General features: G+C 45.8%; 10 protein-coding genes. 5 read left to right on the top strand and 5 right to left on the bottom strand.

What is annotated here, in order from left to right; translation table 11 throughout:
- Nucleotides 1-68: 68 nt before the first annotated feature.
- The 5 genes from FEF09_RS11925 to FEF09_RS11905 all read right to left on the bottom strand — a co-directional run bounded on the left by FEF09_RS11925 (nucleotide 69) and on the right by FEF09_RS11905 (nucleotide 7,275).
- A complete protein-coding gene (locus tag FEF09_RS11925; RefSeq protein ID WP_146305322.1) occupies nucleotides 69-3,101 on the bottom strand; it encodes an ATP-binding protein in 3,033 nt (1,010 codons plus the stop codon).
- Between the two features lie 7 nt (nucleotides 3,102-3,108).
- Nucleotides 3,109-3,513, bottom strand: coding sequence for a response regulator (locus FEF09_RS11920; protein WP_146305321.1), 405 nt, complete (start codon nucleotides 3,511-3,513; stop codon nucleotides 3,109-3,111).
- Nucleotides 3,514-3,703: 190 nt separating this feature from the next.
- On the bottom strand, nucleotides 3,704-4,408 hold the full coding sequence (infC, locus tag FEF09_RS11915) for a translation initiation factor IF-3 (protein WP_146305320.1): 705 nt from the start codon (nucleotides 4,406-4,408) through the stop codon (nucleotides 3,704-3,706).
- 207 nt (nucleotides 4,409-4,615) lie between these two features.
- Nucleotides 4,616-6,556 carry a threonine--tRNA ligase gene (gene thrS / locus FEF09_RS11910; RefSeq protein WP_146305319.1) on the bottom strand — a complete coding sequence of 647 codons (1,941 nt, stop codon included), beginning with the start codon at nucleotides 6,554-6,556 and terminating at the stop codon, nucleotides 4,616-4,618.
- A gap of 155 nt (nucleotides 6,557-6,711) precedes the next feature.
- Entirely contained in the window at nucleotides 6,712-7,275 is a 564-nt protein-coding gene (locus FEF09_RS11905; RefSeq protein ID WP_146305318.1) for a DUF3347 domain-containing protein, read from the bottom strand.
- 114 nt (nucleotides 7,276-7,389) lie between these two features.
- Between FEF09_RS11905 and FEF09_RS11900 the strand changes: the two genes are divergently transcribed.
- The 5 genes from FEF09_RS11900 to FEF09_RS11885 all read left to right on the top strand — a co-directional run bounded on the left by FEF09_RS11900 (nucleotide 7,390) and on the right by FEF09_RS11885 (nucleotide 12,458).
- Nucleotides 7,390-9,048: an ABC-F family ATP-binding cassette domain-containing protein gene (locus FEF09_RS11900; RefSeq protein WP_261387430.1), complete on the top strand. Its 1,659-nt coding sequence runs from the start codon at nucleotides 7,390-7,392 to the stop codon at nucleotides 9,046-9,048.
- A gap of 146 nt (nucleotides 9,049-9,194) precedes the next feature.
- Entirely contained in the window at nucleotides 9,195-9,386 is a 192-nt protein-coding gene (locus FEF09_RS32860) for a hypothetical protein (protein WP_315898154.1), read from the top strand.
- Between the two features lie 222 nt (nucleotides 9,387-9,608).
- Nucleotides 9,609-10,295, top strand: a complete 687-nt coding sequence (locus tag FEF09_RS11895; RefSeq protein ID WP_146305317.1) for a response regulator transcription factor — start codon at nucleotides 9,609-9,611, stop codon at nucleotides 10,293-10,295.
- On the top strand, nucleotides 10,292-11,695 hold the full coding sequence (locus tag FEF09_RS11890; protein WP_146305316.1) for a sensor histidine kinase: 1,404 nt from the start codon (nucleotides 10,292-10,294) through the stop codon (nucleotides 11,693-11,695). The genes FEF09_RS11895 and FEF09_RS11890 overlap by 4 nt, the downstream gene beginning before the upstream one ends.
- A 97-nt stretch (nucleotides 11,696-11,792) precedes the next feature.
- A complete protein-coding gene (locus tag FEF09_RS11885; RefSeq protein ID WP_146305315.1) occupies nucleotides 11,793-12,458 on the top strand; it encodes an efflux RND transporter periplasmic adaptor subunit in 666 nt (221 codons plus the stop codon).
- The last annotated feature ends 81 nt before the right edge of the window (nucleotides 12,459-12,539 follow it).

Raw genomic sequence — 12,539 nt, 5'->3', positions numbered from 1 at the left:
GGACGAATCAAACAAAAAGAGGAACTGACTGATCAGTTCCTCTTTTTGTTTGATATCCTGCCGGTATATTAAGCTGGTAATATTACGGTAAATGTGGCCCCTTCGTTTAGCTTTCCGCTCGCCCTGATCACCCCATGATGGTTCTCTACGATCTTCTTACAAAGCGCTAATCCTATGCCGGTACCCGAATATACTTTACGTTCATTCAGGCGTTGGAAGATCGCAAATATTCTCTCTGCGAATTGCTGTTCGAAGCCAATTCCGTTGTCTGAAAATTCCAGTTTTACATAAGAAATCTCCTCTTGTAAACCCGGATAAAACGGTATTTCCGGAGCTGGCAACGGCGATGCTGAAATAGTAATAAGTGGCTGATTCTCACAGAATTTGAGCGAGTTACCTATCAGATTGGTAAAGAGCTGTTGGAGTTGTAAAGGGATCCCTTTTACAACGGGCAGCGTACTGTTTTTTATCACCGCCTGTTTCTGTTCTATCAGCAGATCAAAATCGCCTTTTACCTGTTGTAAAATGGTGTTAAGATCTATTGGTACAAACTTTTCTTCTGTATTAGACAGACGCGAATAATCCAGCACATCTTTGATCAGTTGCGTCATTCTCTCTGCGGATGACTGGATCTTCTCAAAATAGTTATTAACGGGATTACCTTTCTGCAGACTTTTCTGTAACAACTCAGAAAATGTCCTGATCTTACGCAACGGTTCCTGCAGGTCATGACTGGCGATATACGCAAACTGCTCGAGCTCTGAATTCTTACGCAACAACTCTGAGGTACGTGCTTCTACTTTCTTTTCAAGTTCCTCCGCGCTGTGCTGAAGGATATCCAGCGCATGACGGTGTAAACGTGAAACCCTGATCTGTGCACGTACTCTTGCCTGTAATTCTCTCGCAGAAAATGGCTTTGTCAGATAATCATCCGCACCAATATCATAACCTTCAATCGTCGCTTCCTCTCCTGCTCTCGCTGACACCAGAATGACTGGTAATGAATGCGTTACCGGATTGTGTTTCACATGGTGCAATAGCTCGATACCATCCATCTCCGGCATCATCACATCACTGATGATCAGTTCCGGCTGATGCGTATCTATTTTCTCAAGTGCCAGTTTTCCGTTGGCAGCTGTTTCGATGTAATAGTGTTTTTCGAGCAGACGATGCAGATAGTCACGCATGTCAGCATTATCATCAACGATCAGGATACGTGCTTTTTCATCACCTTCTTCGATCTTATTTATATCGATGCCATTGCCATCATCCTGCCTGCTGAAATACATGGCCTCATTGACATATGCTTCGCTGAGACCTGTACCATAATCGTCAACCATAGCGGTTTTTTCTACCACCTGTTCTTCCGGCAGATGCGCTCTTCCAAGGGGTATTCTTACGACAAACGTGCTGCCTTTACCTTCCTCACTCTCCACACTGATATCGCCGTTGTGTAACTGAACCAATTCTCTGACAAGAGAAAGTCCGATACCCGTTCCTTCAAAAGAGCGTCCTTTACTTTGTTTAACGCGATGGAAACGTTCAAACATATTAGGCAGTTCCGACGCCGGAATACCAACCCCGGTATCACGTACGAGCAATACGGCGTGTTGGTCGTCTTCCTCCAGAATAACACTGATGCTGCCCTGTAAGGTGTATTTAAATGCGTTGGATAACAGATTAAGTATGATCTTCTCCCACATGTCACGGTCTACATAGGCCGCCATAGAGAGGTCTTTACAGCTCACATTAAACTGCAGACCGGCATGTTCTACCGCTGCCCGGAACGTACTGGCAATGTCGGTCGTCACATCACTGAGGTTCACCGGGAAATACTGCGCCTTTACCTTATCTGCTTCAATACGGCTGAAGTCCAGCAGGGTATTTACCAGCCGCAGTAAACGCATAGCGTTACGATGTGTAGCGGCGACATTCGCCTCCTGTTGCTTATTCAGGACACCATCCTGTTGCGACAATAGTTCCTCCAGCGGACCAAGCATCAATGTCAGTGGCGTCCGGAACTCATGACTGATATTACTGAAAAAAGCAGTTTTGGCCCTGTCTATTTCCAGCAGGGCTGCGGCTCTTTTACGGGCTTCTTCTACTGTATGTACATTAACAATGTTACTTGCAATCTGGTCGGCTACCAGTTGAAAGAAACTGGCGTATTTTTCGTCCAGTTGGCGGTGCGGACTAAGTCCTACGACAAGCAAAGCAAACGGGCAATCCTGTCCATTTTGCATCACCGGGATCACTACTGCCTGATCCGGACTTATCTTCCAACTACCCGAAGGCAGTGTGCCGTATTTCTCCCGGAGCCCTTCTATGGTTGCGGTGCGGTTATGGGCAACTACGTAAGGGAATTGCCATTCACCGGCGATCCCGCTTTCCAGTAAAAGCTCTGGCGGCAGTGCAGCTGTCGATAACGAGGCAGCTGTTTTTGCGGTCATACGCAGGCTGGCTGACTGTATATCCAGTTCGTAAAGACAGGCAAAGGGGAAATCCGCAGGATTTTCCTTTAGTATCTCTACAGCACGGGTATATACATCTGTATCATCCGTTGCTTCTGCCAGATACCTTCCAAGGTCTTTCAATGTCCGGAGTTGCCGTTCTCCGAGGATACGCTGTGTATCATCCGTATTTGCGCAGATAATACCGCTGGTGCCCCCCTTGTCGCCCGGCACAGGACTATAGGAGAATGTGTAGTAAGTTTCTTCCGGATAGCCATTCCGTTCCATCAGTAATAACAAAGACTCATCGTAGGTACCGACGTTCTGCTGCATACATGCATCTACTCTCGGTCCTACCTCATGCCAGATCTCCGTCCATACCTCACTGGCAGGACTACCCAGCACGGCAGGATGTTTTCCCCCGAGAATACTTCTATATGCATCGTTATACAGGTTAATCAGGTCGCTGCCCCACCAAACAAACATGGGTTGCTGTGAAGTAAGCATAATACGTACACAGGTCTTCAAACTTTGGGGCCACGCTTCTACAGGTCCTAATGGCGTTTCAGACCAATCCCTGGAGCGAATCAATTCCCCCATTTCACCTCCGCCGGTGAGGAATTCAGGGGTTAAGGTCTTGGTTAGTTCCATAAAGTATCTAAATCGTCTTTGTTCTACTTCTCAAAACTTGCTCCAATCTTTTGACAAGTATAGAGATGCTGGGAGGCTTTATGATATAATCAGTGGCTCCTAACTGCTTTGTTTCAGTGATATCTTTCTGCTCAGAGGAAGTGGAGTATATAATTACGGGCGTCTCTTTCAGGCGTGGCAGTTTTCTTATTTCGGTCAGGCATTCCCTCCCGTTCATCCGTACCATATTCAGGTCAAGGAAAATAAAGTCAGGCAGGAAGTCACTGTCAATATTCAATTTGTTCAGCGCTTCGATTCCGTCATTTGCAGTGACGCAAGTAATATCCGTGTCTATCGAGCTAAGTGCCAGGGCAAAAATTTCCTGGTCGTCGTCGTCGTCGTCAATTAAAAAACAAATGATTTTTTCCTGCATATTGTGTCAAAACTTACCCAATATAATGAATTTGGGTATTTGATTTATCTGTTGTTAAACATAAGTATTCCCTATCTGTGACTATATGGAGGAAATAGTAAGGAGGACTACAAACAAAAAAACCCGGAACACAGGTCCCGGGTTCATTCGATATAATTGCACCAAGTAAATAAAGCGGATTAAGTTCCTATTACTCAGGTTTACCTTCAGATGGAGTAGGCGCTGGACGCGGCTCTCTTGGTTGCTGAGGGCGATCTTCTCTCGGACGATCATCTTTTGGACGGTCTTCTTTTGGTCCATCAGATTTCTTCTTGGCACTCTTAGGTGCGAAGATCGCAATCATGCGTTTACCTTCCATCGTTGGCATACCTTCGAGGGCGCCTACTTCAGCCAGCCTTTCAGCGAACTTCAGCAGAATCAGCTCACCACGTTCTTTAAACATGATCGCACGACCCTTGAACTGTACATATGTTTTTACCTTGTTACCATCCTTCAGGAATTTCTCCGCATGTTTTGCCTTGAAATCGAAGTCATGGTCATCTGTATTTGGCGTAAAACGAATTTCTTTCACCTCGCTCTTATGAGCTTTCGCCTTCATCTCTTTTTCCTTCTTCTTCTTCTCGTAGAGGAATTTGTTATAGTCGATGATACGGCATACCGGAGGTACGGCATTAGGGGAAATCTCAACCAGATCCAGCCCCTGCTCTTCTGCCATGCGCAGGGCTTCCTCTGTACGATATACCCCAACCTCAATGTTTTCACCTACCAATCGCACCTCAGGCACACGAATCATTCTGTTCGTGCGGTGCTCTTGCTGTTGTTCTCTGCGAAAGTTAGGATTTCTACCCCTGTTGGGATTGTTACTGTTAAAACTTGGTCTGGGTCCTTGTGGCATTAAAAAAAATAAAGTTACTAATTAATAATTGTCAGTATGTGGTCCATAGTCCACGAACAGCGTCTTTGAGATTGGTCGCCCGGCGGGTGATCTGAATCCGCAGACAGTCATCTGTAATCTATGGACTATAAAGCAATTAACGTACCCGAAAATACAAAAGTTCAATTAGTTAAAAATATATTTTATGATCTTTTGTATAGAATTGAATTATTCGAACGGTTTTCTGCTAACTACTTCCTCTTTTACAAGAGCAATGAATTGATCAATGTCCATCGAGCCGAGGTCGCCTTTTGCTTGTCTGCGTACTGCGACTTTGCTTTCAGCAGCTTCCTTTTCACCGATAACGAGCATATAAGGTATTTTTGCAAGTTCAGTTTCCCTGATCTTCTTCCCTATTTTCTCGCTACGATCATCAATTTCTGCGCGAATTTCAACATTTTTCAGCAATTCTGCTACTTTTTCTGCATATTCCTGGTTCTTATCACTGATTGGCAGGATTTTCACCTGAGTCGGCGTCAGCCACAGAGGGAATTTACCGCCACAGTGTTCGATCAGTACCGCAATGAAACGTTCCAGTGAACCGAATGGTGCACGATGGATCATTACAGGGCGATGTTTCTGATTATCAGCACCTACATACTCCAGTTCGAAACGCTCTGGCAGGTTATAGTCCACCTGGATAGTACCCAGCTGCCATTTACGGCCGAGGGCGTCTTTCACCATGAAGTCCAGTTTTGGTCCGTAGAACGCCGCCTCACCGTACTCTACTACAGTTTTCAGGCCTTTCTCAGCTGCAGATTCAATAATCGCCTGTTCCGCGAGGTTCCAGTTTTCATCGCTACCGATGTATTTAGCCCTGTCTTCCTGATCACGCAGGGAGATCTGAGCGGTATAATCGGTGAAATTCAGACTGTTGAACACATACAGTACGAGGTCGATTACTTTACAGAATTCTTCTTTTACCTGGTCAGGACGGCAGAAAAGGTGCGCATCATCCTGAGTAAATCCACGTACGCGGGTCAGACCATGGAGTTCACCATGCTGCTCATAACGGTATACTGTACCGAATTCTGCGAAACGTACCGGCAGGTCTTTATAACTTTTCGGACTGGATTTATAGATCTCACAGTGGTGCGGACAGTTCATCGGTTTCAGCATGAACTCCTCACCTTCTTCAGGTGTATGGATCGGCTGGAAACTGTCTTTACCATATTTCTCGTAGTGACCGGAAGTGATGTACAGGTTTTTGTTACCGATATGCGGCGTTACCACCGGCATATAACCACTTTCGATCTGAGCTTTCTGCAGGAAGCTTTGCAGGCGTTCACGCAGCATAGCACCTTTTGGCAGCCATAAAGGAAGACCAAGGCCTACTTTTTCAGAGAAAGTGAACAGTTCCAGTTCTTTACCCAGTTTACGGTGGTCACGTTTTTTCGCCTCTTCCACAAGGTGCAGATAATCATCCAGCTCCTTCTGTGTAGGGAAAGTGATACCATAGATACGGGTCAGCATCTTGTTCTTCTCATTACCACGCCAGTAAGCGCCGGCAATGTTGGTCAGCTTGATAGCTTTGATAAAACCGGTGTTCGGGATGTGTGGTCCACGACACAGGTCCGTAAAGTTACCTTGTGTATAGAAAGTGATAGTACCATCCTGCAGGTCCCTGATCAGTTCCAGCTTGTACTCATCATTCTTCTCAGTGAAATATTTTTCTGCTTCAGCTTTGCTCACGTCACGACGCTCATAGACACTGTTCTTTTTAGCCAGTTCAGCCATCTTATCACCGATCTTCTGCAGATCCTCTTCTGAAATGCTGCGTCCACCAAGGTCAATATCGTAATAGAACCCGTTTTCAATAGCAGGTCCGATACCTAATTTCACTCCGGGATACAGGGCTTCCAGTGCTTCCGCCATGAGGTGGGCAGAAGAGTGCCACATGGTAGATTTACCGTCCGTATCGTTCCATGTCAATAGCTGCAGCGTGCCATCCGTTGTAATGGGGCGGGACGCATCCGTCACCTCGCCATTAAATTTTGCGGCCAAAACTTTTCTTGCCAATCCTTCGCTGATGGATTTGGCAACATCCATTGCAGTTACTCCTGCTTCATACTGACGAACTGCGCCATCCGGTAATGTAATGTTGATCATACGATTTGAGCTGTTATTCTACAGCTGATTGCTGTTTGCTTTTATATTGATTTTAAATAGCCTATAAAATCGGCTTGCGAAGTTAAGAAAAATGACGGCATTTTTGTATATCAAATGTAATGGCCCTCACTGCATTCTTACCTCATGTGTAAAGTTTAATAACTTAAACTGTCCGTAACCTCCACACAACCCAGCATTCCGTTACCGAAAAAGGGATTCTGTAATTTACTGCTTTTACTCATCCAATACGCACCGCGGTCATTAAATGCCATCGGGCAATACTGCCGGTAAATCGTGTTCCCTTTCAGTCCCGTCGCCTGAATAATATCATACAACATGTCAGACACCATCCCGAAACCGGCCCTCTTCTCCTCCATATCCTGCTCTCCCAACACGCCCGCCAGATCCGCACTGATACTACCGGTTGTACTACGGATCGCCTCCAGTTTTACAGCATCCATCTGTAATGCCTGTAACGGCAGACTGTCAACATGCTGTTTCAGAATTGCTGACCATTTGTTAACATAGGTCGCATTTCCCTGAGAAAAACCATCGGTCAGGTCATAATAAGCATCCATCGTTACCTTCAGAGAGTCATAAAATTGTGCAGCATACGGCGCCTTCAGGTGCTCCTGTGCTGCGTCTCCGGCAGGTGATTTCTTAACAGATTCATTACAGGCAAAGAACGCGATGATAACCAGAAATATAGCTGACCTCATGTTTTATTTCACTTTTGGCTCCAAAGATAATCGAATCAGTCGATAGAAGTGCCTTCACCCCTAGGGACTCTCCCCGAAAAGCACTAACTTTGCACCTCTCAATTAAATTTGCACATGCTGATAGCACTACAGGATATCACTTTTGAGTTTGGCGCAAGGGCCATTGTTGAAGATGCTTCATGGCACATTGTACCGGGAGACCGCGTAGGTCTGATCGGATTGAACGGAACCGGAAAATCTACCATTCTGCGTGTCATCAATGGTGAATACACCGTTTCAAAAGGTAGCGTAAACAAGATTAAAAACCTCTCACTCGGATTCTTTAATCAGGATCTCCTCAGTTTTGAATCTGATGAATCTATCCTGAATGTGGGCATGACAGCTTTTGAGGCCGCCCTCAAACTGGAAAAAGACATTGAGCGTATCACTCTCGAACTGGAAACCAATGAAGCAGAAGCCCTGCTCATGGAATATGCCGACAAGCTCCATGAATTTGAAGCCCTCGACGGTTATAATATGCGGCATAAAACCGCTCAGGTACTGGAAGGCCTCGGCTTTTCCACCGCCGATCTCGAACGTCCCTACAGCCAGTTCTCCGGAGGTTGGCGTATGCGCGTACTCCTGGCAAAACTGATCCTGCAACAGCCGGATGTACTCATGCTCGATGAGCCGACCAACCACCTTGACCTCCCTTCCATCGAATGGCTGGAGAAATACCTCCTCGGCTACAACGGCGCCGTGATTATCGTATCGCACGACCGTTTCTTCCTGGACAGAATGGTGAACAAGATCGTAGAACTCTATCAGCAACAGTTACACCACTATACCGGTAACTACGAAGACTACGAACAGGAAAAAGACCTGCGCCGTGAAATGCAGCAACGTGCTTATGAAAACCAGCAGGATTACATCCGCCAGCAGGAACGTTTCATCGAGCGCTTTAAAGCGAAAGCTTCCAAAGCTGCACAGGCACAAAGTATTGCCAAACGCCTCGACAGACTCGAAAGAGTGGAACAGGTTGATAACGGTCCTTCCAAGATCCGTATCAACTTTACCCCCGATAAAATGCCGGGTAAGATCATTACCACACTTAATAACGTTACCAAACGCTTTGGTAATCTGACCATTCTCGAAAATGCCAGCGCAGAGATCAACCGTGGTGATAAAATCGCCCTCATCGGTGCGAATGGTAAAGGTAAATCCACCCTGCTGCGTGTAATAGCCGGCGTTGAACCCATGGAAGGTGAACGTATCGGCGGTCACAACGTCGTACAAAGCTTCTATGCACAGCACCAGCTGGAAAGCCTTGACCTGAACAGTGAGATCCTCGACGAACTGAAAAACTTCGGTAGCGGTCGTACAGAAGTTGAACTTCGCGCCCTGCTGGGTTGCTTCCTCTTCACCGGAGACGATGTATATAAAAGGATCAAGATCCTGTCCGGAGGTGAAAAAGCACGTGTGGCACTGGCTAAAACAATCATCAGTCAGGCAAACTTCCTGCTGCTCGATGAGCCGACGAACCACCTGGATATGAACTCCGTACAGATGCTGATTGACGCATTGGCCCAATATGATGGTACCTATGTACTCGTATCGCACGACCGTTACTTCGTAAGCCAGACCGCCAACAAGATCTGGGAAATCGTTGACGGCGAGATTAAAGAATTCAAAGGCACCTACACTGAATGGGAAGAATTCAAAAAACGTCAGGCAGATGCGGCTAAACTCGCTGCCGGCGATAAAAATGCCAACGAGTCAAAAAAAAAGAAGTAAAGACAGAGCGACCAGCGAATAACAATAATAACAACAACAATTCCGGTAATAAGAACAACGCCAAAACTGATACTCAACAGAAAAACGTACCTTTTGACAAAGAAAAACAAAAGGAACTACAGAAATACAAACGTCAGTTCCAGCAACTGGAAGAACAACTGGCCAAACTGAATGAGAAAAAAGTGACCATCGAAACTGCCATGAACAATCCTGATATATATGCCGACAGGAAAAAGTTCCAGCAGCTGGAAGCCGAATATAATCAGCTTGGAAAAGAACTGAAACAGGCAACTGAAGAGTATGAGAAAGTGTTCGAAATACTGATGGAACTGGAATAATTACAGCAGGATGAATACCAGACCGCCTACCGTCCGGCATAAAGTATTCATTATCTTCATACCCGCCGGGAAGTAAATATGAAAGGGCTTAAACCCCTGAATATTTACTTCCCGGTGTCAGTTTTAACCAACAACGACAAAACTGACAGCTTTAACCGCAACCCGGACAACCGATACTGAAAGCAAACTCGTATCTTCAGGCCGGAGAAACATATTAATATTATGCAGCGCATACTCGTAGTTGAAGACGAAATCAAAGTGGCTAATACCGTAAAAAAGGGATTGGAAGAGAATGGCTTTGAAGTAGACGTTGCCTATGACGGCCGTATGGGCAAAAGCCTCGCCGCCAGTAATAACTATGACCTGGTTATCCTCGACCTGAACCTCCCTCATGCTAACGGATACGAAGTATGCGAAGTGATCCGCCGTAAAAACAACGCCATCCCTATTATTATGCTGACCGCCCTCGGTGGTATGGATGATAAAATGCAGGCCTTCGAACTGGGCGCAGATGATTATCTGGTAAAACCCTTCGACTTCAGAGAACTGATGGCACGTATCAGGGTATTCCTCAAACGCGCCGGCTCAGAAGTACAGGAAAATAATCAGTATAAGATCATTATCGGTGACCTTGAGATAGACCGTGAGAAAAAAGAAGTGACCCGTGCGGGTAAAAAGATCGCGCTGACAGCCAAAGAATACCAGCTGCTGGAATTCCTGGCCCTCCATAAAGGAAAGGTAATCTCTAAATTGGTCATTGCCGAGAAAGTATGGGATATCGACTTCGATACCGGTACCAACGTCATCGAAGTATACATGAACTTCCTCCGTAAAAAGATCGACAAAGATTTTGATAATAAGCTCCTGCACACCAAAACAGGAATGGGATACTACCTCGCCGAAGAGTGAAAATAAAATATAAAATAGCGCTCTCCTACTCAATTTCAGCATTCGTACTGCTGAACACCTTTGCTATTCTGGCTTATTACTTCTCTGCGCAATCCCGTAAAGCGGAATATCTGGAACGTCTGGAATACCGTGCCCGCTCCATTGCCAACGTCATTATAGAAGATGACCGCGTCAAGGTAGACCTGCTGCGGAAACTGGATAAAACCACCTTTCAGGACCTTTACAAAGAAACCATTCTGGTATACAATCCGTCTTATGACCTCGTATACTCCAATGTAAAGGATACGGCTATCCGTACCCCCCGCCGCCTGCTGGATTATATTAAAAAGAACGGAGAATATAGTCATGAACGTGATAACGGTGAACTGGTTGGTGTATACTACACCGAAGGCTCCGTCTCCCTCATTGTATTGGTCACCTCTTTTGATAAATACGGTTTCCAGAACCTGCAGAACCTCCGTCAGATCCTCATCATTGAGATTGTCGTCGCTATTATATTACTTGTCATTATTGGGTATTTCTTTGCCGGCCGGATGGTACAGCCGATTGATAAGCTGGTGGAACAGGTACAGACCATCAACGCCAATAACCTTCAGGGTATGACGGTCGATGCCAAAGGCAAAGACGAGATCGCACAGCTGGGTGCAAACTTCAACACCATGCTGATCCGCCTCAGTAACGCATTTGACCTGCAAAAGAGTTTTGTGAGTAATGCCTCACACGAACTGAGAACACCGCTGGCATCCATCATCAGTCAGCTACAGGTAGCACTATCCAAAGAAAGAGAAAAGGAGATATATGTTGATGTCCTCAATTCCGTACTGGAAGACGCGCAACATCTCTCCGACCTGAGTAACGGACTGCTCCAGCTGGCTCAATCCGGACTGGACGAACAGCAGTTTGTCTTTTCTGAAGTCAGAATTGACGAACTGATGCTGGATATGGGCAATCTGATCAAACTCAAACACGCACCGGCTACTCAGGGAACTGAACCACAAAAGTCTCCCCGTATAGACATCAGCTTCCTGAAAGTACCTGAACAGGATACTGAACTGACCTGCGAAGGCAATGAAAGCCTGCTGAAAGTCCTGTTCCTGAACCTGCTGGATAATGCCCTTAAATTCTCAAAAGACAACACCGTGTCAGTAACTATCGACTTCACTGACAGCGCTATACAAGTACAGGTAATCGATAATGGTATCGGTATTCCTACCGCCGAACTGGCCAAAGTATTCGAACCTTTCTACCGGGGCTCTAATTCCCATCAGGTACGCGGTCATGGCCTCGGCCTTTCCATCTGCAAAAGGATCGCACTCTTACACAAAGGACAGATATCTGCCAGCTCTATACTGGGCGAAGGCACCACATTTACGGTGGAACTCCCGCATAAACACCAGTAAATCCTCACCCACCTCTACATTTTAAGCTCATTTTAATTGTCTTTAAAGCCTCCTTTAAGTGAGATTGCGGAGCTTTGCTGTAATTCTGAAATACGTCATGAAACGCAACACTCTTCTGGTCATCTTATTCGCTGCAGGTCTTAGCCTGTCAGCCTGTAAGCATCCCGAGCTTGAAGAGGGTGTTACCAACAAGACCTTTGTACTGAGCGATACCATGCTCAAGACAATCAGGATTGACACCGCCAGTTTTAAACCTGTCGAAAAGGAACTACAGTTACCGGGCAAAGTTGTACTGAACAATAGCAATGTGCGGAAAACGGATGTACTGATAGATGTGGCGCAGGCAGATCTGAGAAATGTGAAAGAAGGTTATGAAGCAGAGATCATCTCCGAAAGCCTGCCGGAGAAAGTGTTTTATGGTAAAGTGGAAACTGTATATCTCCCGAAAGACTCTGCTACCGGACGCCTGAACATTGTACTGAACGATCCGGAAGGCGTACTCAAACCGGATATGAAAGCAGCTGTGATCGTGCATTGTGATGAAGGAGATGACATGATTGCGATTCCTGAAACAGCAGTCATTGCAGATCACAGTAAGAATTTTGTACTGGTTTTCAAAGACAAATACAATATCCAGGTCAGAGAAGTGGAAACGTATACGACAGCAGGAGACATTATATATATACTCCGTGGTCTGGAAGCCGGCGAAAACGTAATATCCGCCCATCAACGGCAGATATTCGACGCGCTAAGCGATAATTAAGTTGATCATCAAGGTTTTAGTTCGCATATAGGTTGATAGAATGGACATGCAAACAGGACTCTGCAGGTGTTTACATTTGTT

It is taken from the genome of Chitinophaga pinensis (genome assembly GCF_007896845.1).
Lineage (GTDB): Bacteria > Bacteroidota > Bacteroidia > Chitinophagales > Chitinophagaceae > Chitinophaga > Chitinophaga pinensis_C.
The sequence above is the reverse complement of the archived record's forward strand: the minus strand, read 5'-3'. Positions and strand labels throughout refer to the sequence as shown.

Excerpts from the sequence above, each read along its gene's own strand:
- FEF09_RS11925 (WP_146305322.1), bottom strand. The coding sequence starts at position 3,101 with ATGGAACTAACCAAGACCTTAACCCCTGAATTCCTCACCGGCGGAGGT.
- FEF09_RS11920 (WP_146305321.1), bottom strand. The coding sequence starts at position 3,513 with ATGCAGGAAAAAATCATTTGTTTTTTAATTGACGACGACGACGACGAC.
- infC (WP_146305320.1), bottom strand. The coding sequence starts at position 4,408 with ATGCCACAAGGACCCAGACCAAGTTTTAACAGTAACAATCCCAACAGG.
- thrS (WP_146305319.1), bottom strand. The coding sequence starts at position 6,556 with ATGATCAACATTACATTACCGGATGGCGCAGTTCGTCAGTATGAAGCA.
- FEF09_RS11905 (WP_146305318.1), bottom strand. The coding sequence starts at position 7,275 with ATGAGGTCAGCTATATTTCTGGTTATCATCGCGTTCTTTGCCTGTAAT.
- FEF09_RS11900 (WP_261387430.1), top strand. The coding sequence starts at position 7,390 with ATGCTGATAGCACTACAGGATATCACTTTTGAGTTTGGCGCAAGGGCC.
- FEF09_RS11895 (WP_146305317.1), top strand. The coding sequence starts at position 9,609 with ATGCAGCGCATACTCGTAGTTGAAGACGAAATCAAAGTGGCTAATACC.
- FEF09_RS11885 (WP_146305315.1), top strand. The coding sequence starts at position 11,793 with ATGAAACGCAACACTCTTCTGGTCATCTTATTCGCTGCAGGTCTTAGC.